Genomic DNA, 21070 nt, shown 5'->3' with positions numbered 1-21070 from the left:
AGGCCATGGGGGATCACACCGGCCGGGTCGACCTCGGCGACGAAGGCTTTCTGTCCTACGAAGAACGCGGCCGCGGCCGGCCACTCGTGTTCCTGCACGCGGGCGGTATGACCCGCGCGATGTGGAACGAGCAGTTCAGCCGCTTCGCGCGCGACCACCGGGTGATCCGCTACGACGCGCGCGGCAGCGGCGACTCCTCGAACCCGCCGACGCAGCCGGACCGGTACTCCCACTACGAGGACTTTGACGAAACTCCTCGACGCGCTCGAGGTGGAGCGCCCGGTGCTGGTCGGCTGCTCGTTCGGCAGCCGGGTGTTCCTGGACTTCGCGGTCGCCCATCCCGGCCGCGCCGCCGGGCTGTTCCTCAGCTCGCCCGGGATCAGCGGGATGGAGTTCCGCGACCCGTACATCGTGCAACTGATGGCGGAGCAGGCAGAAGCGGCTCAGGCCGGCGATGGCGAGCGGGTGCTGGAGTGCCTGCTGCGCATGTGGGTCGACGGCCCGCACCGCTCGCCGGCCGAGGTCGACCCCGAGGTCCGGAAGTTCTGCCGCGACATGGTGGTCGAGAACTTCGTGAAGCGCCACACCGCCCCCGACCTGGGCATCGAGCTGGGCGCGATCCGTCGCGTCACGGAGATCCGCGACCGCGCGCTGGCGGTGACGGGCGACCTCGACTTGGCCGACATCTTCACGGTCGCCGAGCTGGTCGACCGCAAGGCCCCGCACGCGCGCCGAGCCCGGGTGCCCGGCGCGGCCCACATGGTGAACCTCGAGCAGCCCGCCCGGTTCGACGGACTGCTTCGAGAGTTCCTCCACACCTGCTAAGCGGGCACGGCCAGCCAGCGGACGCTCGACACCGACGGCTCCAGCGACAACCGCGAAACCGCCGCTTCCATCTGGGCGTCGTCGCGCTGGTCGCCGATCAGCTCGGCGCGGACCTCGACCGTGCGGTCTTCCGGGCGGTCCGTGCTCAGCACCGACAGCAGCCGGAAGTCCGTGCGCGTCAACGCCTGCACCAGCAGCGCCCGCACGTGGGCCTCGGCCTCGTCGCGGGTCACCGCCTGGAACTCGTACCGCGCCGGGGTCTCCTCGCCCGCGTCGGGACGGCGGTCCACCACGCGGCCGAGCGGGCGCAGCACCACGTTCACCCCGACCACGACGGCGGTCCCGGCCGCCGCGACCGCGTACAGCCCGGCTCCGGCGAGGGCGCCGACCGCCGCCGAGCACCAGAGCGTCGCCGCGGTGTTGAGGCCCCGGACGTTGAGGCCGTCCCGCATGATGACCCCGGCGCCGAGGAACCCGATGCCCGAGACGATCTGCGCGGCCACCCGGGTCGGGTCGGCGTCGCCGCTCGAGGCCAGCCCGCCGAACCCGTGGGCGGACAGCAGCACGAACAGCGTCGCGCCGACGGCGACGAGGGCGTTGGTGCGCAGCCCGGCCATCCGAGCGCGGAACTGGCGCTCGACCCCGATGACGGCACCCAGGCCGACGCCGGCGCCGACGCGCAGCAGCATTTCGAAGATGGTCATTTCCGGCTCTTTTCCGGCGTGCGCGCACTGCCGGACAGGGGGCGACCGGACTCAGCCCCGCCGGAAACCCCCGGTGAGCGCGCGCCCGGCCGTCCGAAGACTGTCCGCTGGCATGTGCCGCTCACCTCGCTTCCGTTGCTCGGGGTTGATCAACTCTCCCACTGTAGCGCCAGGTCCCGGCCTCGGCACCTGTGATGAGCGCTACGCCCAGTGCCGGCGCAGGTGCGGCACGAGGTCTCCGGGCCGTTCGTCGGGGAAGAAGAGCTTCGCGCCGGGCACCTCGACGATCTCGGTGACGCCGGGGACCGCGTCCCGGAACCGGTACGCCCACTCGACACCGAAGTTCGGATCGCCGGTCCCCCAGACCAGCAGCGTCGGCACGCGGAACTCCTTGAGCAGCGGCTCGATCGCGTCCAGTTCCTCGCCGCGGACCGACGTCAGCAGGCGCTCGAACTGCCGCGCCGCGTCGAGCGTGGCGCCGATCGGCCGGGCGAACGCGGCCAGGACCTCATCGGACAGCTGTTCGGGGTGTTCGTAGCCCGCGCCCAGCGCACCGGTCCGCGCCTGCGCCGGGTCCGTGGCGAGCCGGACCAGCAGCGGCGCGAGCTTCCCGCGTTCGGCCAGCTCGACGACCGGGCGGAACGACTCCGGCGGCAGGTTGCCCTGCGTGTCGCAGTTGGTCAGGGTGAGCGTCCGGACCCGGTCGGGGTGGAGCGCGGCGAAGACCTGCGCGACCGCGCCGCCGGTGTCGTTGGCGACCAGGTCGACCGCGCCGAGTTCCAGCGACTCGCAGAAGTCTTCGAGCAGCCGGGCCAGCCCGTGCAGGCTGAGGTCCTGCTCGGGCGTCACCGGCGAGTCGCCGTGCCCGGGCAGGTCGGGCGCGACGCACCGCCGCTCCCCCGCCAGCTCGGCCATCACCTTGCGCCACAACAGGTTGTTCGTTCCCACGCCGTGCACGAAGAGCGCGACCGGCCCTTCGCCGACATCGACGTAGCTCACGTCGCCGGACGCAGCCGACACGCGTCCGCGCTGGTCCTCCCAGGTGCGCAAGTCCATGGTCTAAGGTCCCTCCAGAAGTAAACCGACTGACGGTCTAGTATCAACAGACCGACAGTCGGTTTGTCAACGACGGAGGCTGCCGACCCGCATGAACAAGAAGATCGACCGGGGTCAGGCGACCCGCGAGCACCTCGTCGCCATCGCGACCGGGCTGTTCACCGAGCACGGCTACGACGGCACGTCGATCGAGGCCGTCCTGCGGGCCGCCGACGTGAGCCGCGGCGCGCTCTACCACCACTTCCCCGGCAAGGACGCGCTGTTCGCGGCCGTCCTGGACACCGTCTACGACCGGGTCGGCGCCGAGGGGGCGCGGGCCGTCGAGGGCCTGACCGACCCGGTCGAAGCGCTGCGCGCCGCGTGTCTCGCGTGGATCCGGAGCACCCGGGACCCCGTGGTGCGGCAGGTGATGCTCATCGACGCGCCGGCGGTACTGGGCTGGCAGCGCTGGCGGGAGCTCGACGAGGTGCGCACCCTCGGCCGGATCAAGGCGGCGCTGCGGCGCGACGGCCGGATCCCCGCCGGGCGGGTGGACCTCTTCGCGCACGTCCTGCTCGCCGGCATGAACGAGATCGCGTTGCTGGTCGCCCGGGCGGACGACCACGAGAGCGCGTCCGCCGAAGCCGAGGCCGCGGCCGGGGACGTGCTGGACCGGCTGCTGGGGACGTAGCACGGGCCGGGGCGACAGTGCCGCCCCGGCCCGTTTTCCTTCCTGCCAAGCGATTCAGAAGGGCTGGACGTTCGGCTGGAACACCTGCCCGCTCGGCGGCACCTTCAGGTCGGTCAGGTAGTCCGCCACCGCTTGGTCGACGCCGAGGGCTTCACCCAGGATGCAGTGACCGAACGCGTCGACCGACAGCAGCCGGCTGTTGCCGAGCTCGGCCGCCATCCGCTGGGCGAACTGGTACCGCGTTGCCGGGTCGTAGTAGTTGCCGACCACGATCACCGGGACGTCGGTCTTGGCCCGCCACGGCCCGCGGTAGGCGTCCGGCTTCTTCGCCGGCCACACCGGGCAGGCCGCCGTGTCCGAGAAGGCCTGCGACCGGCCGAAGGTCCGCGACTCGCGCTCCCACTTCGCGGCGATGTCCGGCACCTGCTCCTGCCTGATCCGGAACGGCTTGTCCGAGCAGTTGACGGCGAAGTACGAGTCGTCGCTGGTGTACGGGCTGTCCGGCTTCAGGTCGGCCAGGCCCCGGTGCCCGATGGCGGGCGCCTTCAGCGGCCGGGCCTGCAGCGACTGTGCCTGCGCGGACGGGTGGATCGCGGTGTAGTACGTCTGCAGCCATTCGGCCAGGGCGGCGAACGCACCCGGGCTGTAGAGGATGCCGCCCACGGTGGCGGTGAACATGCTGATGTCGAGCGGGTCGGCGCCCGGCAGGGTGATCGGCTGCTTGCGCAGGTACTCGCGGAGCTCGTCGAACTTCGCCCGCGGGTCGCCGTCGCCGAACGCGCACTTCGCGCCCACCTGATCACAGCGCTTCAGGAACCCGTCCAGGGAGATCTCGAACCCCTGAGCTCGCTCGCGGTCGTATTCGACGCCGTCGTCGGTGCGCAGCGCCGGGTCGACGTTGCCGTCGATCACGATCGCCCGCGACTGCTTCGGGAACATCGCCGTGTACGTCGAGCCGATCAGCGTCCCGTACGAGAAGCCGACGTAGTTCAGCTTCCGGTCGCCGACCGCCGCGCGCAGGGTGTCGAGGTCGCGCACGACGTCCTTGGTGGACATGTGGTTCAGCAGCGAACCGGCGTTGTTCTTGCAGAACCGGCCGTAATCGCGGTAGCCGGCCAGGGTTCCCGAAATTTCGGCGCGCGACAGCGGCACCCCGACCTGGGCGCCGAACACCTCGTCCGCGTCCTCCTGCGTGGTGAAGCAGCGCAGCGGGTTGCTCTCGCCGACCCCGCGCGGGTCGAAGCCGATGAGGTCGAAGCGGTCGAGGACCTGCGGCCGGAAGTAGTACTGACCGGAGATCGGCATCGTCAGCCCGGGACCGCCGGGGCCGCCGGGGTTGAGGAACAGCGAGCCGACGCGGGTGCCGGGCGTGCGGGCGGCCCGTTTGAGCAAGGCGATGTCGATGGTGCCCAGCGATGCGTTGTCGTGGTCGATCGGGACGCGGTAGCGCGCGCAACTGTAGAACTGGACCTGGTCCGCGGGCACGCCGGCGAGGGTGTCGCTCGAGCAGGTCCCCCAGGCGACGGCCGGGGTCACGCCGACGACGGCGGGCTTGACCGCCGAGTCTTCGGTCGCGGCGGCGGTGCCGGCCGGCCCGGCCAGCCCCACGCCGGCCACGAGCGCCCCCACCAGCGCGAACGACCGCACCCGGCTCTGAGTTCTCGGCAAGACGGTTCCTCCCTAGGTGAGGCACTACGCCGCGAGATCACGCCGTCACGGCGCCTTACCCGGGGAGACTGGCACAAACCGGTGAATCCCGGCACCGGCCGAACGGATGGTCGGAACTTATCCGGCCACCCGCGTGAGGACGAACACCGGCAACGGCCGGGCCGCCTCGCGCTGCTCCATCGCATACCCCGGCCAGAACGCGAGCAGCTCACCCCACATCCGCTCGTACTCCTCGGCGTGCAGCTCCCGCGCGAGGACGTCGACCGGCCTTCCCGCCAGCGCGACCTCGCAGCGGGGGTGCGCCCGCAGGTTGAGCGCCCACGCCGGGTCGTTCGGACGGCCCCAGTTGGACGCCGTCAGCACGAAGTCGGCGCCGCGCGGGTAGTAGAGCAGGTTGGTGCTGCGGGGCAGCCCGCTCTTGCGGCCGGTGGTGGTCAGGCGCAGCGACGGCAGCCCGGCGAGCGCCACGAGGCTCACCCGGCCGCCGAACGCCTTGTGCAGTTTCTTGTCCGCCCACACGACGAAGCGAGCCGTGCGCATCAGCCACGGTCTCGTGCCGGCGGCCCGGGCGAGGGCCCGGAGAGGATTAGCCACGCACGGATCTTGCCAGGCTCACCCCGAACCGCTGCTGGGAGTCGGTCCACCAGTGCTCGAGGGCGAACCCGGCCGCGGCCAGCTCGGCCTCGACGCCGCTCGGGCGGAACTTGGCCGAGATCTCCGTCCGGATGTGCTCGCCGGCGGCGAAGGTCACCGTGCGGTCCGCGCCGGGGATCTCGACGATCAGCTCCCGGCGCGCCCGCAGGCGCATCTCGATCCACTCGTTCTCCGCGTCCCAGTGCGCGACGTGGTCGAACTCGTCGGGGTCGAAGTTCGCGCCGAGGCGGGCGTTGATCACCCGCAGCACGTTCTTGTCGAATTCCGCCGTGACGCCGGCCGCGTCGTCGTAGGCCCGTTCGAGAATGCCCGCGTCCTTGACCAGGTCGGTGCCGAGCAGCAGCCACTCCCCCTCGTCCAGGACCTCCCGGACCGAGCGGAGGAAGGCCGCGCGCTCGGCGGGCAGGAAGTTGCCGATCGTGCCGCCGAGGAAGGCCACCACCCGCGGCTGGCCGCCGGGCAGCAGGGCCAGGTGCTGGGTGAAGTCGCCGACGACCCCGCGGACGGTCAGTCCCGGGTAGTCCTTCGAGATCGCTTCGGCGGCCTCGGCCAGCGCGGATTCGGACACGTCGAGCGGGACGAACGCCTCCAGGGTGCCGTGCGCGGTGAGCGCGTCGAGCAGCAGCCGGGTCTTCTCGCTCGACCCCGAGCCGAGTTCGACGAGCGTGTGCGCATCGGTCAGCTCCGCGACGTCGCCGGCGTGCGCGGCCAGCACCTCGCGCTCGCTGCGGGTCGGGTAGTACTCCGGCAGCTGGGTGATCTTCTCGAACAGCTCGCTGCCGTCGGCGTCGTAGAACCACTTGGGCGGCAGCCATTTCTGCGCCGCGGTGAGCCCGGCGACGACGTCGGCGCGCAGTTCCGCGGTGACGGCGTCGCCGGAGCGGTGGTGGTCGAGATCGACTTCGGTCATGACAGCTCCTGGGTCAGGGGAAGCAGGTCGACGCCGGCCGCGGTGGCGCGCACGGCGTGGTGGTCGGGGACGGGCCGCCAGCGCGGGTCGCCGTCGAGGGGTTCGGACGCCAGCCACACGTTGCTTCCGGGGGTTCCGGGTGGCGGAGCCCCCGGCCCGGGGCGAAGCCCCGGCACAACACTGCCGGCCGGGGTCTCCAGCACGGACAGCGCGTGCGTCCAGGTCGTGCCGATCAGGGTTTCGCCGTCGGTGAGCAGGAAGTTGAGCCGGGAGCCGGGTGCGGCCGCCTCGACGGCGGCGGTCAGCGCCGCCACCGCCGTCAGCGGGTCCTCCCCCGTGGCCAGCCGGGCCCGCAGCAGGGCCCAGAGCACCACCGAGTCCGTCGGCGCCTCCAGCGTCAGGAGTTCGGTGACCGGCAGGGTCTTGGCCAGTTCGGCCAGCGACCCCGGGAAACCGCGGACGACGCCGTTGTGGCTGAACAGCCAGCGCCCGGCGGTGAACGGCGCCGCGGCCGCCTCGGTCACCGGCAGGCCGGTGGTGCCGTTGCGGACCGCGGCGACGAACGCGCCCGAAGTCACCGCCGCGGCCAGCGGCGGCAGCGTCTCGTCCGTCCACAGTGGAGTCGAGCGCCGGTGGCGCAGCGGCGGCGAGCCCGGGCCGGGGTACCAGCCCAGGCCGAACCCGTCGGCGTTCACCGAACCGCCGCCGCGCATGTCCGCCGGCGCGTACGACTGCACCAGCAGGGAATGCGGGGCACGGAAAAGCACCTCGGCGGGCGAAAGCGGCTCGCCGAGGTAGCCGATGTGGCGGCACATGCGCCTACCCCACCTCGCCGGGCGCCGCGGCACGGGCGGTGCGGAAGCCGGCGAAGATCTGCCGCCGGATCGGGTAGTCCCAGTTGCGGAACGTCCCCCGGATCGCCGCGGAGTCCGTGCCGAACGACCCGCCGCGCAGCACCTTGTGCTCGGGGCCGAAGAACACCTCCGAGTACTCCCGGTACGGGAAGGGCGCGAAGCCCGGGTAGCCGTGGAAGTCGGTGCTCGTCCACTCCCAGACGTCGCCGATCAGCTGGTGCACGCCGGTCGGCGACGCGCCGGCCGGGTACGCCCCCGCCGGCGCCGGGCGCAGGTGCCGCTGGCCGAGGTTGGCGTGCTCGGCGGACGGTTCCTCGTCGCCCCAGGGGAACCGGCGCGACCGGCCGGTCGCCGGGTCGAACCGGGCCGCCTTCTCCCACTCCGCCTCGGTCGGCAGCCGCCGCCCGGCCCAGGCCGCGTACGCCTCGGCTTCGTAGTAGGAGACGTGCACGACCGGTTCGTCCGCGGGCACCCGCTCGTAGACACCGAACCGGGTCCGCCACCAGCCGTCCTGCTCCCGCTTCCAGAACCGCGGCGCGGTGATCGAGTGCTCCGTGCGGTAGGCCCAGCCGGCCGGGCTCCACCAGCGCTCGTCGGCGTAGCCGCCGCCGTCGAGGAACTCGGCGTAAGCGCCGCCCGTCACGGGGACGGTGTCCATCCAGAACGCGTCGACGGCGATCTCGTGCGCCGGGCGTTCGTTGTCCAGCGCCCACGGCTCGGCCGACGTGCCCATCGTGAACGCGCCGCCCGGCACCAGCACCTCGGCCGGCAGGGTGCCCGACCGCGCCGGTGGCGGCTCCGGCGCGTGCAGCACCGGCTCGCCCCGGCGCAGCTGGTGGGTGGCCAGCATGGTCTCGTCGTGCTGCTGCTCGTGCTGGGTGATCATGCCGAAGGCGAACGCCTGCTCGGTCAGCCGCCGGCCTGTCATCGGCGCCCGCTCCAGCACGTCGAAGGCCTTTTCGCGGACCTGCTTGACGTACGCGCGCGCCTCGGCCGGCCCGAGCAGCGGCAGCTCCGGCCGGTCGGCGCGGGCGTGCTGGAACGCGTCGTAGATGTCGTCGATGTCCGGCCGCAGCGGTTCCCGGCCGCCGACGTCGCGGACCAGCCACAGCTCCTCCTGGACGCCGATGTGCGCCAGGTCCCAGACCAGCGGCGACATCAGCTTGGAGTGCTGGCGGACCAGGTCTTCGTCGTCGACCGCGTCGGTCAGCGCGACGCTGCGCGCCCGGGCCCGCGTCAGCGCCTCCGCCGCACGGGCGCGCAGGTCCTGCTCGCTCAGTTCACCCAGTGCCTCTGTGCTCATGCTTCGCTCCTCGATCGGTACGCGCGCCCCTGCACGCTCTCGCTGATCTCGGTGATCGACTCCTCCGCCAGCCCGGTCTCCCCCAGCTCGGCGCAGCCGAGGTCGGCCAGGGCCGCCGCGACGGCCGCCAGCGCCGGGTCGGCCAGGCCGCGCCGCGCCGCCGTGGTCCACCGGTCCGCGACCGGCGCGCAGACTTCGCGCACCTTGTCGACGGTGGCCGGCCGGGCGAGCAGCGCGGACACCAGCGCCACCGGAGCCAGCCACTCGTCCGGCCGTTGCGCGTCGAGGTACCGGATCTCCAGGTACCCCTGCGGGCGGACCGGCGTGAACATGGTCGTGAGGTGGTAGTCCAGGTCCGCCACCGTCGGCCTCGGCAGCATGGCGCCCGCGCCCCGGCCGTCGATCCAGTCGGCGAACGTCAGCCCCTCCGGCGCGTCCCACGGCCGCTCGCCGCGCGGCAGCACCATCAGGGGGACGTCCATCAGGCGCGCGGCCCACGCGCCGGCGGGATCATGGCCCGCCACGGCGGCCGTGCGCGTGCGCACCGCTTCCGTGTCGTGCACCGCCAGCCAGCGGGCGGAGGCGTGCCCGGTGTCGCGCCCGGCGTGGACGCGGGAATTGGCGAAGAGGGCGAGCAGCGGCGGGCCCATCGCGTGCGCGGCCGCCCACCGCGCGGCGTAGTGCTCGGGCTCCCCCGCGTCGAGGCAGACCTGCAGGCCGGCGGTGCTGCACATCATCGTGAGACCGCCGGGACCGATCGGCGCGAACCGGCGCTCCATGGCCGCGTACCGCGGTGTGTGCAGGAGCCGCCGCGGCGCGCGGTGCGCGTCGATGCCCGATTCGCCCAGCACGAGGCTGTGCCGGGCGAGGCGGTCACGCAGGTGGTGGAGGTCGGCCGTGACGACTGCGTCGAGCTCACGCAGCGAGGCCTGGGGAAGGGCGGAGATCTCGACCTGGCACCCGGGTTCGAGGCTCACGGGTGAGCCGGCCGGGAGCGGGGCGGCGGGACTGTCGGGGCGGAGCGTCCGCGGGGTGTGCGGACCCAGCGCCGTGGCGAGGGCGTCGGGATCGAGGGGTCTGGCCGGGTCGTCGGCATGGTGCACGGTGAACTCCAGCTCCACGCCGGTCAGGCGGGGTGGCCCGTGCTTGAAACACACCGATGCGACGTACGCCTCGCCGGCCGCGCGGTCCGCCAGGACCCGCGCGGTGCGGTTCGACGCACTACCCGACTTTTCGGGAAAATCGTGCACCGCTTGCATGTGTCGTTCCTGTTCCGTGTAGGGAACTTCTCGCCTTCGGACGCTACACGCGGGGTACGACAAATTCAGGGTGGATCCTGCGCACCGGGAGGCGGTCACCACTCCGTAAGAAGTGCCTGATCAGGGCAAAGCCGGTTCGGTGCCGAGTCCGAGTTCGGCCGCGGAAGCCCGCACGGCGTCAATCACGAGGTGCAGCGCGGGGCGCCGGAACGCGGTGCGCCGGTAGGCGATCGACACGGTCCGCAGCAGCGGCGTGGTGAGCGTGACGACGTCGATCCCGGGCGGCCGCAGCAGGCGCAGGCCGAGGTCGGACACGAGGGTGACGCCCAGCCCGGCGCCCACCATCGCCATCGCCGTCGACTGCTCTTCGACCTCGTGGTTGATCTTCGGCGCGAAGCCGTGCCGCCGGCAGGCGGTGCGCATCGCCCGGCCGAAGTGCGACTTGGCGCCGGCCAGGATCCACGGGTGCTCGGCGAGGTCGTCCAGCGCCGCCGCCCCCGACGGCACGGCGCCCCGCGGCACCGCCGCGTGCAGCCGCTCCACGGCGACGACCGCGCGTTCCAGCCCGGCGTCCCACGTCGTCGGCGCGTCGGAGTACTCGATCACGAACGAGAGGTCGAGCGTGCCGTCGCGGACCGCGTCGGCGGTGTCCTCCGGGGCCAGCTCGCGGGTGCGCACCTCGATGCCGGGATGCGTGCCGGCCAGTGCGGTCAGCGCCGTCGGCAGCAGCCCGGAGGCCACCGACGCCCACACCCCGGCGATCAACCGGACCTTGCGGGCTTCCTGGGCCTCCTCCAGCGCGAGGGTCGCGCGCTCCACCGAACCGAGGATCTCTTCGGCGTGCTCGGTCAGCAAGGTGCCCAGCTCGGTCAGCTGGACGCGCCGGCCGAGCCGTTCGAACAGCTTCGCGCCCACGTCCCGCTCGAGCTGCGCAAGCTGCTGCGACACCGCCGAAGCGGTGTAGTGCAGCGCGGCGGCCGCCGCGGTCACGGTGCCCCGGCGGTGCAGCTCGCGCAGCATCCGCAAGCGGTGCAGCGAAAGCTCCATACACAAAACTTAAACGAGATCGTGCAGCAGCGTTAAATGGACGGGCGGGCCACCCGGGGCGCACGCTCGTGGTGGCGGTCACCAGGCCGCCCCGGACTTCCCTGGAGGTGAGTGGCCCGGTGACCCCCGTCCAGCCGCTGATGCGGCTCACGTGGACCGATCCCGTGACCGGCGCGCCCGGCTACCTGGTCGTGCACAGCCTGGTCTCCGGCGTCGCCACCGGCGGCACCCGGATGCGGGCCGGCTGCACGATGACCGAGGTCGAGGACCTCGCCCGGGGCATGGCCAACAAGACCGCGACCTTCAACCTGCCCGTCGGCGGGGCCAAGGGCGGCATCGACTTCGACCCGAAGGACCCGCGCGCGTTCGACGTGCTGAAGCGCTTCTGCGCGTTCCTGCGGCCGTGGCTGGACGCGCACTGGGTGACGGCCGAGGACCTGGGCGTGCCCCAGCACCTGATCGACTCGGTGTTCGCCGAGCTGGGGCTGGAACAGTCGTACCACGCGGCGATCCGCCGTTCGGCCGATCCGGCGCGGACCCTGCGCCGGGTGCAGGCGGGCCTCAACGCACCGGTCCCCGGCGGGTTGCTGCTCGGCGACGTCGTTGGCGGCTACGGCGTGGCGCAGGCGTGCCTGGGCGTCGCGGCGGCGTGGGACTGGAACGTGCGCGCAACGACGGTGGCCATCCAGGGCATCGGCACCATGGGCGGCGGCGCGGCCTGGTACCTGCACGAAGCCGGCGTGAAGGTGGTCGCGGTGGCCGACGCCGCGGGCACCCTGTACGACCCCACCGGCCTCGACGTCCCGGCGCTGCTCGACCTGCGCGACCGCTTCGGCGAGGTGGACCGCTCCCGGCTGCCCGCCGGAGTCCGTTCGCTGCCGCGCGAGACGATCGTCGGCATCGACGCCGACATCTTCGTGCCGGCCGCGATCTCCTACGCGCTGCGACCGGACAACGAGAGCGTCGTGAAGGCCAAGGTGGTCGTCGAAGCGGCCAACGCGGCGACGACGCCGGAAGCGGAGGCCGCGCTGTCGGCCCGCGGGGTCGCGGTGGTGCCGGACTTCGTCGCCAACGCGGGCGCCGCGGCCTGGGCGTGGTGGCTGCTGCTGGGCGAAGTCGGGGCGGACCCGGCCGACTCGTTCCTGCGGCTGCGCACGGAAATGCAGGCGAAGATCGCCCTGCTGCTGGCGGAGTGGAACATGGACCGGTTGCCGCTGCGCCTGACCGGGCTCCGGCTCGCCGAGGCGAACCGCGCACCCGCGCTCGCCCCGGAAAGCGAGCCGGCGCTGCTCATCCCCTGAGGGCGAAGCGGTCGGTCGCGCCGAGCAGGACCTCCTGCATCGACGCGGCCGACACCGTGTGCCCGACGTCGTCCAGCAGCACCAGTTCGCTGCCCGGCCAGGCGTGGTGCAGCAGCCAGGGCGTGCCGACGAGGTTGCTCGTGTCGAGCACGCCCTGGGCCAGCACCGCGGGGATGCCCGCGAGCTTGCCGGCCTGACGCAGGATCTCGCCGTCTTCGAGGAACGCGCGGTTGCTGAAGTAGTGCGTGACGAGCCGGGCGAAGCAGAGCCGGTAGGCCGGGTCCTCGAAGACGTCCGGCGGCGGCACGCCCGGCAGCATCGCGTCCTCCCAGGCGCACCAGTCCTTCGCGGCCCGGTGGTGGACGGCGGGGTCCGGGTCCATCAGCAGCCGGTGGTAGGCCGCCGAAAGGTCGCCGTCCCGCTCGCTTTCCGGCACGCCTTCGCGGAACTTCGCGAAGCCGTCCGGGAAGTACGCGCCGAGGCCGCGGATGAGCATCTCGATCTCGAGGAAGCGGTCGGTCGCCAGGCCCATCAGGACCATTTCGCTGATGCGTCCGGTGTGGCGCAGCGCGTAGGTCAGGCTGAGCACCGAGCCCCAGGAACCGCCGAACAGCAGCCATTTCTCGATCCCGAGGTGGCCGCGGAGACGCTCGAAGTCGGCCACCAGGTGGTCGGTCGTGTTGGCCGACAGGTCGGCGACCGGGGTGCCGGCGTGCGGGGTGCTGCGCCCGCAGCCGCGCTGGTCGGCCAGGACGATCCGGTAGCGCGCCGGGTCGAAGAAGCGGCGGACGTTCGCCGAGCAGCCGGAACCGGGGCCGCCGTGCACGACGAGCGCGGGCTTCCCCTCCGGGTTTCCGCAGGTTTCCCAGTAGATCTCGTGCCCGTCGCCGACGTCGAGCATGCCGTGCTCGTAGGGTTCGATTTCGGGGTACAGCATCAGCGCGCTTCCTTCCGCCGAGGAATACAACAGCGCTGTCACATTAGTCCCGAAGACTGTCCTCGCGCACGATCTTTTCGTTCAGCTCAGCGTGCCGGCCAGCTCGGTCAGCGTGTCGGCCAGCTCCTGCGGGCCCGCCGGCCCGATGTGGATGACGGCGTCGTCGCCCGAGCCGGCGGTGTAGCTGAGGTAGCGGCCCCAGTCGGTGTCGGCGTAGTGGAGCGGCTGCTGCAGGCAGGTGTGCCGGCCGACGTCGTCGCGACGGCCGGCGTAGAGCTCCCCGCTGCCCGAGACGGGCCGCTGCACGAGGCTGACGACGTCGGCGACGGCCGGGTCCAGCGGGTAGGCGGCCTGCCCGCGGCGGGCCGCTTCGGTCAGGTCCGCCACCCGGACGGTGCGCGGCCGCCCGCCACCGGCCCCGACCGGCGGCAGCTGCTCGACGAGGGCCTCAGCGAGCCGGTTCCGGTCGATTTCCTGCACCCCGACGTGCGTCCCGTCGGAGACGGCGAGGACGGCCTGCAGCCCCTTGGCGGCGGCGAGCACCCCGTAGGTCTGACCGCCGGTGCCGACCCAGCCGTAGCACTCCCGTGCCGGGCTGACCAGCAGCGGGAGCCAGTCGAGGAAGTCGACGGTGACCCGGCCGCGGGCATCGACCAGCCCGGCCTCGGCGAGCGCGGCGTCGACCCGCTTGCCGGCCTCCTCCCGCTCGTCGTCCGAGAGCCACAGCGGCTCGGGACGCAGGGTGAGGTGGAGCTGGCCGACCTGCTCGCGTTCGGCCAGCGCGGCCAGTGCCTCGACCGGAACGTCCACCCGGCCTGTTGCCACGTCCACCCGCCTACTCGCCGATGACCGGCGGACTGGTCCGCTGGTCGGTGCCGAAGATCGCGTCCGGGTCCGCTTCGATCAGGTAGTCCGGCCGCTGGTGTTCATCGTCTTCATCGCCTTCGCCGCGACGGCCCCCGGGACCCATCGGCCCCATCTGCCCGCCCCGCGAACCCGCCGCCCTTGCCGCCGCTGCCTCCGCGGCGGCGGCGTTGCCGAGGCTGCCCATGCCGGAGCCGCGGCCACCGCCGATCCCGCGTTCACCGGCGGCTCCGCTGCCACTGCCCGCTCCGGCGCCACTGCCGCCGCCGGTGCCGGTTCCGGTTCCGCCTCGGCCCGTCGGGTCGAGGAGGCGGCCGCCGGCGTTGCCGCTGTTCGGGCCGCGTCCGCCGGTGCTGGAGTAGGGGTCGTTGGGGTTCAGGGAGTTCTGGCCGTAGTTCGGGCCACCCCCGGTGTTGGTGGGGTAGAAGTCGACCCCGCCGATGTTCGGCGGCGTTTTGCCGGGCTGGTCGGTGGTCTGCCCCGGCCGGGTCGGCACGGTGGGGACGGTCGGGCGGCCGGAGCCGGTCGTGTGGGTGTCGTCGCCGCCGGTGCCGCCGGTGCCGCCTGTTCCCCCGGTGCCGCCCGTCCCGCCGGTGCCTCCGGTGCCGCCCGTCCCGCCGGTGCCGCCCGTTCCTCCGGTGCCGCCGGTCCCGCCGGGCTTGTCCCCGCCGCCGGTGTGCGTCGTGTCGACGCTGGTGGTCGAGGTGTGGTCGTCGCTGCCGGGATCGCCGCCGGGGTGCTCCGGCAGCCACTTGCCGCGGTCGGTGGGCTCGACGATCTTGCCGGGGCCGTCCGGGGTGTTCACGGAGATGGCGGCGCCGTCGGACTCGAGGACGCCGTAGTCGGTGGGCAGCACAGCCCTGGTGCTGTTGGTGGCGTTGCTGTACTGGTCCATCACGCGGACGTTGGTCTCGTTCGCCGCGTTGTAGCGCGCCACGCCCTCCTGGTAGTTGTCGATGTCGTCCTTGGCCATGAACGGCCCGGCGATCGGGATGGCGGCCTTGAGACCGGTGGTCCAGGGGTTCGGCTTGTCGGGCTTCGGCGGCACCTCGACGACGGTGTTGCTCGAGTCTTCGAAGACGGCGGCCTGGGTCTTGACGGACGTGGAGGTCGCGTCCAGCGGCGCCGAGCTGTCGTGGAAGGCCCGTTCCATCGGTCCCGCACCCGAGTTCGCGGCGTCCGCGGCGTCACCGCTCCACGACTCCACCATGCGCGCCTGGAGCGCCTTGATGCTCGCGCCCCGCTCCATGTAGGCGTCGGACAGCTCCTGCACGGTCTGCGCCATCTGCTGCAGCCCGGAGGTGTCGCCCTGCCTGAAGTTGTCGTAGATCTGCTTGCCGTCCACTCGTCATGCCCCCTTGAGTGTCTTGATGACGCTCGACGCCACCTGCTTGGCCACTCCGCAGGAGTCGTCGGCTCCCTGGTAGCCCTGCGCGTACACGTCGAAGGTGAGGTCGTCGGCGATGCCCACGCCGATCCCGCAGGATCCCATGGGCCGTTCGTCCAGCGGCCCCCAGTAGACGGCCGGGTAGCCGTCCACGGCCGGGGCGGGTTCGAGGAACCTGATGTAGGTCTTGTCGGCGTAGCCGCGGTAGATCCCCGCCAGGCCACCCGCCCCCTCGTCCCGGCTCCCGGTGCCGAGCGACACCGACAGGCCGATCCCTTCACCCTGCAGCTTCCAGAGGCAGGACGGGCCGGCCTTGGTGAACAGCGTGTCGCCCCTCGCCTGGTATCGGCCTGGGTCGGTGTACCGCAACGAAGTCAGGACGTCCTTCGACACGACGGCGCACGTGTCGGAGACGTACTTGCTCGCGTCCAGCGGAACGGCGACCTTCGGTACCGCCGGGTCCACGGAGGACGGGTTCGTCGCCGCCGAGCCGGTCGGTGAGGGCGATGCGGTGCCGTCCTTGGTCGTAGTGCATGCGGCCAGCGACCCCGCCGAAACGGCCACGAGGACGGCAAGAACGCCCAGGTTGATTCGGAACAAGTTCAGTTCGCCTATGCCTTGAAGGTGCCGGACAGGTCCTGATCGGTCACCACGGTCTTGGACTGGGCTTCCTTCAGCTTCTTGATGTACTCCTGCGCGTACTTGCGCATGGAGTCGTTCTGCTTGAGCAGGGCCAGGACCGAGTCCGAACTCGTCGACGCGTAACCTCCGCTGACCGGATCCTGACCCGGAGCCAGCTGTCCGATCTGAACAATCTGCCGGATCTTCTGCCCGTCGTCCACGATCTTGTCGACCAGGTCTTCCCACTGGCCGATCACCGCGGAAAGCTCCTCGGGGTCCATCTTGAACTGGCCGCCCTTGCCACCGCCGCCGTAGACGCGGCCCGGCGTGTCGAAGACGTCGCCCCACAGCGCCTGCGCCGCCGCTCCGGCCTCACCGATGATCACGACCGCACCTTCCCCTCAGCTCACCCACCGTGATGGGGCAAACCTTAGCCAACCGTCTCACTTCGTGTCAGCGAATCGCCGCAACCTTCAGACGGTGGGGGCACCGGCTCGGTTCCCGCACACTCCGGGTCACAGTACGTACGTACGGATTGCGAGATCCCGGTCCGCGGTGCCAGGATTTCAGGATGCCACGCGTAAGCCAGGATCACCTCGACGCACGCCGGCGCCAGATCCTCGACGGCTCGCGCGTCTGCTTCGCGCGCTACGGCTATGAAGGTGCCACAGTCCGGCGCCTGGAGGAAGCCACCGGCCTCTCGCGGGGGGCCATCTTCCACCACTTCCGCGACAAGGAGTCGCTCTTCCTCGCCCTCGCCGAGGACGATGCGCTCCGGATGGCCGACGTCGTCGCCGAACAGGGCCTCGTGCAGGTCATGCGGGACCTGCTCGCCGGTGGTGACCACCCCGCCGACTGGCTCGGGACGCGCCTGGAAGTGTCCCGCAGGCTGCGCACCGATCCCGAGTTCCGTGCCCGGTGGGCCGAACGGTCCGAGCAGCTCACCACCGCCACCCGGCTGCGCCTGCTGCGGCAGCGGGAGGCCGGGAACCTGCGGGACGACGTCGACGTCGACGTCCTCACCGCCTTCCTCGAACTGGTCCTCGAAGGACTCGTCTCGCACCTGGCCATGGGACTGCCCGCCGCCGGGCTGGGGCCGGTGCTCGACCTCGTCGAGGAAACCGTGCGACGGCACCGGCCCGGCACCGCCTGATCCGCAGATGAGCGCTCCGACACACCGGCCGCGCCAGCGAAGCAAGCCGGGGACACGTTAAGATTGTGCCCATATCCGCAGTACACGCCGATTTCCCGCTAGGAGTGACCGTTTCGTGCGCGCAGCGCAGTCACCCGGTGACAGTACCGGGCCGGGTGACCGACCCGGCTGTCCGATAGGTTCATCCCCCGCCACCGAGGCGGGTGCGGAATGACCCAGATCCTGCTCGCCGCCGGCGGCGTCCTCCTCTTCGTGCTGCTGACGATCGGCACCGGGCTCGCCGTCGCGGCCGAGTTCTCGCTGACCGCGCTCGAACGCAGCACCGTCGAGGCCAACGTCCGCCAGGTCGGCGACCGCCGCGCGCTGACCGTCCAGAAGGCACACCGGACGCTGTCGTTCCAGCTCTCCGGCGCCCAGGTCGCGATCACGCTGACCACGCTGATCACCGGTTACCTGGCCGAGCCGCTGATCGGCGAGCTCGTCCGGCCGCTCCTGACCGGCATCGGCCTCCCGGCCGCGTTCGCCGGCGGCGCGTCGATCGTGCTCGCGCTGGTCCTGGCGACGTCGCTGTCGATGATCCTCGGCGAGATGGTGCCGAAGAACCTGGCGATCGCCCGGCCGCTGCCGACCGCGCGCGCCGTCGCCGGCTACCACTCGCGGTTCTCTTCGCTGTTCCGCTGGCTGATCACGCTGATGAACAACAGCGCGAACTTCCTGGTGCGCAAGTTCGGCGTCGAGCCGCAGGAAGAGCTGCGGTCCGCGCGCTCGCCGCAGGAACTGGGCTCGATCGTGCGGTCCAGCGCCGAAAGCGGCACGCTCGACACGTCCACCGCCGAGCTGCTGGACCGCTCGCTGCGGTTCGGCGAGCGCACCGCCGAAGAACTGATGACCCCGCGCGTGCAGCTCGAATCCCTCGCCGTCGACGACACCGTGGAAGACCTCATCGAGATCTCCCGCCGCACCGGCTTCTCGCGGTTCCCGGTGCACGCCGAGGACCTCGACGACGTCCGCGGCGCCGTGCACGTCAAGCAGGCCTTCGCCGTGCCCGCCGCCGACCGGGCCGCCGTGCCGATCGGGTCGGTCATGCGGCCGGTGCCGACCGTGCCCGAGTCGCTGCCCGGGGACGACCTGCTGCTGCGCCTGCGCGACTCGCGCTTCCAGCTCGCCATCGTCGTCGACGAATACGGCGGCACGGCCGGGCTGGTGACCCTGGAGGACGTCGTCGAGGAGATCATCGGCGACGTCCGCGACGAGCACGACGAGCGCGAGGCGCCCGCGTCGCAGCAGGTCGGCGCCGACAGCTGGCTGGTGTCCGGGCAGCTGCGCGCCGACGAGGTCACCGGCGTCACCGGGTTCCGGATGCCGGACGGCGACTACGAGACCATCGCCGGGCTGATCCTCGAGCGGCTGGGCAAGATCCCCGCCGAGGGGGACGCCACCGAGGTCGACGGCTGGCTGCTCACCGTCACCGTGATGGACAAGCGCCGGATCGCCGAGGTCGAGGTCGCCCCGGTCCGCGCGGCCCCCGAACCGGAGGTGGCCTCGTGACCGACTGGCTGAACATCGCCCTGGTCGCGGTCTTGCTGCTGGCCAACGCCTTCTTCGTCGGCGCGGAGTTCACGCTGATCTCCTCCCGGCGCGACAGGCTCGAAGCGCTTCTGGAGCAGGGCAAGACGCGCGCGCAGATCGTCATCAACGCGAGCAAGCACGTCTCGCTGATGCTCGCCGGCGCCCAGCTGGGCATCACCATCTGCTCGCTGCTGCTCGGCCGCCTCGGCGAGCCCGCCATCGCCCACCGGCTGTCGGCGGCCTTCGACCTGCTGGGCCTGCCCCAGGCGCTGCTGCACCCCATTTCGTTCGCCATCGCGCTGGCGTTCATCACGGTCGCGCACGTGCTGATCGGCGAGATGGTGCCGAAGAACCTCGCCATCGCCGAGCCCGAGCGGCTCGCGCTGTGGCTGGTGCCGGCGCACGTGGGCTGGGTCAAGCTGGCCCGGCCGTTCATCTGGCTGCTGAACTTCGTGGCCAACTCGCTGCTGCGCGCGTTCCGCGTCGAGCCGAAGGACGAGCTGGAGACGGCCTACACCTCCGACGAGCTCGCCGAGCTGCTCAGCGAGTCACGCCGCGAGGGCCTGCTCGACCAGTCCGAGCACCAGCGGCTCGCCCAGACGCTCTCGTCGGTGCAGAAGACGGTCGCCGACGTGCTGGTGCCCACCGCCGAGCTGACCACGCTCCCCTGCGGGCCGACCGTCGGCGAGGTCGAAAAGGCCGTGTCGTCCACCGGGTTCTCGCGGTTCCCGGTGTGCACCGACGACGGGCGCCTGACCGGCTACATCCACGTCAAGGACATCCTCGACCTGGCCGGGCAGGACCCGGGTACGACCGTGCCCGACTCGAAGACCCGCGCGCTCACCGAACTGCGGGCCGACGCGCGGCTCGACGTCGCGCTTTCGGCCATGCGCAAGGAACGCAGCCACCTCGCGCGGGCGCTCGACGCCGACGGCAACGCGGTCGGCGTCGTCGCGCTGGAAGACCTCGTCGAGGAGTACGTGGGCACGGTGCGCGACGGCACCCACGTCGGCGCATGACCGGCGCCGAGGTGCTCGCCGAACCGGACTGGCTGGCCCGGGAGGCGGCGCACGTCTCGCGGATGCGGCGCTGGACCGGCCCGCACCAGCAGCGGCGGTCGCGCGGCGAGAAGCACCCGGTGCTGGACTTCCTGTTCACCTACTACTCGTACCGGCCGTCGCACCTCGAGCGGTGGCAGCCCGGGCCCCGCGTCGCGCTCGCCGGGCCCGCGGCGCGGCGCTTCCTGGACCGCAAGGGGTACGTCGAAACGCGCGACGGCGTGGTGCTGGATCCCGCCGGTTTCGGCGAGGGCAAGGTGCGGACGGCCGAGTTCGTCCTCGGCCTGCTGACGGCGACGGCGTCGCGCGCGCCCCGGCTGAGCTGCTTCGGGCTGCACGAGTGGGCGATGGTGTACCGCGAGCCCGCCGATTCGATCCGGCACGACCAGGTGCCGCTGCGGCTGGGTTCGGCGGGCACCGACGCGGTCGTGGAGGCCCTGGACATCCGCTGCGGGCACTTCGACGCGTTCCGCTTCTTCACGGCGCCCGCGCGGCCGCTCAACGAGCTGACGCCGTCGAGGGAGACGCAGATCGCACTCGAGCAGCCGGGGTGCCTGCACGCGAACATGGATCTGTTCAAATGGGCGTACAAGCTCGACCCGTTCGTGCCCGCGGAGCTCGTGGCGGACTGTTTCGAGCTGGCGGTCGAGATCCGGACCCTGGACATGCGGGCGAGCCCGTACGACCTGGCGGAGCTGGGCTACCCGCCGGTGCGGATCGAGACGGCGGCGGGCCGGGCCGAATACGCCCGGGCCCAAGGCGAGTTCGCCCGCCGGGCGGCGCCGCTGCGTCATCGCCTGATTGCGCATTGCCATCGCCTGGTCAGCGCACAGCACCCTGAGCACGACCCACTGTGAGTCAGATTATTCTCTCTCCGATACTCACCTGTTAGGGTGATAACGGTTTGATTGCATAGCAGCGCGTGCTTGGCATGCGCTCACCCCGAAAGGATGACGGATGGGGCGACACTACCGGGACGAGGAGCCGGTGCCGCACCCTCAGGACCGCACGCCCAGCGTGCCCCCCGAGGGGCGCAGCGAGGCTTCCGGCGCTTTCCGCACCCCGGGACGCAGCTCCATCTCGGCCGCCTTCGGCATCGCGGGCCGAGGTTCCACCGCCCGTGCCCAGGGCGAGTCATCCGGTTCGGCTTTCTTCACGGAAGGGGCGGAGGCGCCCGGCTACCCGCCCGAGAGCGGCGGAGCGAACCCGGCCGCCCGGCGAGGCGAGGCT

The 21070-nt window shown here is 72.0% G+C and carries 21 protein-coding genes and 1 pseudogene; 8 read left to right on the top strand and 14 right to left on the bottom strand.

Annotated features, from left to right (window positions below; genetic code table 11):
• Positions 1 to 5 precede the first annotated feature (5 nt).
• Together AB0M30_RS17095 and AB0M30_RS17090 are read left to right on the top strand one after the other, a co-directional pair.
• Positions 6 to 182: pseudogene (locus AB0M30_RS17095) on the top strand (hypothetical protein); the annotation flags it as partial.
• Between the two features lie 61 nt (positions 183 to 243).
• Positions 244 to 825, top strand: coding sequence for an alpha/beta hydrolase (locus AB0M30_RS17090; protein WP_364584981.1), 582 nt, complete (start codon positions 244 to 246; stop codon positions 823 to 825).
• Here the strand turns inward: AB0M30_RS17090 and AB0M30_RS17085 are convergent.
• Together AB0M30_RS17085 and AB0M30_RS17080 are read right to left on the bottom strand one after the other, a co-directional pair.
• Positions 822 to 1529, bottom strand: coding sequence for an MgtC/SapB family protein (locus tag AB0M30_RS17085; RefSeq protein ID WP_103342629.1), 708 nt, complete (start codon positions 1527 to 1529; stop codon positions 822 to 824). The genes AB0M30_RS17090 and AB0M30_RS17085 overlap by 4 nt on opposite strands.
• A 201-nt stretch (positions 1530 to 1730) precedes the next feature.
• On the bottom strand, positions 1731 to 2585 hold the full coding sequence (locus AB0M30_RS17080) for an alpha/beta hydrolase (protein WP_364584980.1): 855 nt from the start codon (positions 2583 to 2585) through the stop codon (positions 1731 to 1733).
• 91 nt (positions 2586 to 2676) lie between these two features.
• Between AB0M30_RS17080 and AB0M30_RS17075 the strand changes: the two genes are divergently transcribed.
• Positions 2677 to 3255: a TetR/AcrR family transcriptional regulator gene (locus AB0M30_RS17075; RefSeq protein ID WP_364584979.1), complete on the top strand. Its 579-nt coding sequence runs from the start codon at positions 2677 to 2679 to the stop codon at positions 3253 to 3255.
• A gap of 54 nt (positions 3256 to 3309) precedes the next feature.
• On the opposite strand, the gene AB0M30_RS17070 is transcribed toward AB0M30_RS17075, so the two are convergent.
• The 7 genes from AB0M30_RS17070 to AB0M30_RS17040 form a co-directional block, all read right to left on the bottom strand.
• Positions 3310 to 4902 carry an alpha/beta hydrolase gene (locus AB0M30_RS17070; protein WP_364585160.1) on the bottom strand — a complete coding sequence of 531 codons (1593 nt, stop codon included), beginning with the start codon at positions 4900 to 4902 and terminating at the stop codon, positions 3310 to 3312.
• A gap of 138 nt (positions 4903 to 5040) precedes the next feature.
• Complete coding sequence (locus AB0M30_RS17065) at positions 5041 to 5463, bottom strand: nitroreductase family deazaflavin-dependent oxidoreductase (RefSeq protein WP_364585159.1); 423 nt, start codon at positions 5461 to 5463, stop codon at positions 5041 to 5043.
• A 46-nt stretch (positions 5464 to 5509) separates the two neighbouring features.
• Entirely contained in the window at positions 5510 to 6487 is a 978-nt protein-coding gene (gene egtD, locus AB0M30_RS17060) for an L-histidine N(alpha)-methyltransferase (RefSeq protein ID WP_364584978.1), read from the bottom strand.
• Positions 6484 to 7302, bottom strand: coding sequence for an ergothioneine biosynthesis protein EgtC (gene egtC, locus AB0M30_RS17055; RefSeq protein ID WP_364584977.1), 819 nt, complete (start codon positions 7300 to 7302; stop codon positions 6484 to 6486). Before egtC ends, egtD begins: the two co-directional genes overlap by 4 nt.
• 4 nt (positions 7303 to 7306) lie before the next feature.
• Entirely contained in the window at positions 7307 to 8644 is a 1338-nt protein-coding gene (gene egtB / locus AB0M30_RS17050; protein ID WP_364584976.1) for an ergothioneine biosynthesis protein EgtB, read from the bottom strand.
• Positions 8641 to 9903 carry a glutamate-cysteine ligase family protein gene (locus AB0M30_RS17045; RefSeq protein WP_364584975.1) on the bottom strand — a complete coding sequence of 421 codons (1263 nt, stop codon included), beginning with the start codon at positions 9901 to 9903 and terminating at the stop codon, positions 8641 to 8643. The genes egtB and AB0M30_RS17045 overlap by 4 nt, the downstream gene beginning before the upstream one ends.
• A gap of 120 nt (positions 9904 to 10023) precedes the next feature.
• The gene (locus AB0M30_RS17040; protein ID WP_364584974.1) at positions 10024 to 10950 is read right to left on the bottom strand and encodes a LysR substrate-binding domain-containing protein; all 927 of its coding nucleotides are present in this window, start codon (positions 10948 to 10950) and stop codon (positions 10024 to 10026) included.
• A gap of 140 nt (positions 10951 to 11090) precedes the next feature.
• Between AB0M30_RS17040 and AB0M30_RS17035 the strand changes: the two genes are divergently transcribed.
• A complete protein-coding gene (locus tag AB0M30_RS17035; protein WP_364585158.1) occupies positions 11091 to 12251 on the top strand; it encodes a Glu/Leu/Phe/Val dehydrogenase dimerization domain-containing protein in 1161 nt (386 codons plus the stop codon).
• On the opposite strand, the gene pip is transcribed toward AB0M30_RS17035, so the two are convergent.
• From pip to AB0M30_RS17010, 5 genes are all read right to left on the bottom strand, one after another.
• Positions 12241 to 13188 carry a prolyl aminopeptidase gene (pip, locus tag AB0M30_RS17030; protein ID WP_364584973.1) on the bottom strand — a complete coding sequence of 316 codons (948 nt, stop codon included), beginning with the start codon at positions 13186 to 13188 and terminating at the stop codon, positions 12241 to 12243. The genes AB0M30_RS17035 and pip overlap by 11 nt on opposite strands.
• Before the next feature lie 81 nt (positions 13189 to 13269).
• Positions 13270 to 13998, bottom strand: coding sequence for an ESX secretion-associated protein EspG (locus AB0M30_RS17025; RefSeq protein ID WP_364585157.1), 729 nt, complete (start codon positions 13996 to 13998; stop codon positions 13270 to 13272).
• A gap of 25 nt (positions 13999 to 14023) precedes the next feature.
• Positions 14024 to 15397, bottom strand: coding sequence for a WXG100 family type VII secretion target (locus AB0M30_RS17020; RefSeq protein ID WP_364584972.1), 1374 nt, complete (start codon positions 15395 to 15397; stop codon positions 14024 to 14026).
• 3 nt (positions 15398 to 15400) lie between these two features.
• Positions 15401 to 16039, bottom strand: coding sequence for a DUF3558 domain-containing protein (locus tag AB0M30_RS17015; RefSeq protein ID WP_364584971.1), 639 nt, complete (start codon positions 16037 to 16039; stop codon positions 15401 to 15403).
• A gap of 11 nt (positions 16040 to 16050) precedes the next feature.
• Positions 16051 to 16446, bottom strand: a complete 396-nt coding sequence (locus AB0M30_RS17010) for a hypothetical protein (protein ID WP_364584970.1) — start codon at positions 16444 to 16446, stop codon at positions 16051 to 16053.
• A 185-nt stretch (positions 16447 to 16631) separates the two neighbouring features.
• On the opposite strand from AB0M30_RS17010, the gene AB0M30_RS17005 reads away from it, so the two are divergent.
• From AB0M30_RS17005 to AB0M30_RS16990, 4 genes are all read left to right on the top strand, one after another.
• Positions 16632 to 17213 (top strand): TetR/AcrR family transcriptional regulator, encoded by a 582-nt coding sequence (locus AB0M30_RS17005; protein ID WP_103352903.1) that lies wholly within the window; start codon positions 16632 to 16634, stop codon positions 17211 to 17213.
• A gap of 210 nt (positions 17214 to 17423) precedes the next feature.
• Complete coding sequence (locus AB0M30_RS17000) at positions 17424 to 18761, top strand: hemolysin family protein (protein WP_364584969.1); 1338 nt, start codon at positions 17424 to 17426, stop codon at positions 18759 to 18761.
• Positions 18758 to 19801 carry a hemolysin family protein gene (locus tag AB0M30_RS16995; RefSeq protein ID WP_364584968.1) on the top strand — a complete coding sequence of 348 codons (1044 nt, stop codon included), beginning with the start codon at positions 18758 to 18760 and terminating at the stop codon, positions 19799 to 19801. Before AB0M30_RS17000 ends, AB0M30_RS16995 begins: the two co-directional genes overlap by 4 nt.
• Positions 19798 to 20697: a 3-methyladenine DNA glycosylase gene (locus AB0M30_RS16990; RefSeq protein ID WP_364584967.1), complete on the top strand. Its 900-nt coding sequence runs from the start codon at positions 19798 to 19800 to the stop codon at positions 20695 to 20697. The genes AB0M30_RS16995 and AB0M30_RS16990 overlap by 4 nt, the downstream gene beginning before the upstream one ends.
• Positions 20698 to 21070: the final 373 nt, after the last annotated feature.

It is taken from the genome of Amycolatopsis sp. NPDC051716, from assembly GCF_040681595.1.
Classification (GTDB): Bacteria; Actinomycetota; Actinomycetes; order Mycobacteriales; family Pseudonocardiaceae; genus Amycolatopsis.
This window is presented reverse-complemented; position numbering and strand designations above follow the sequence as displayed.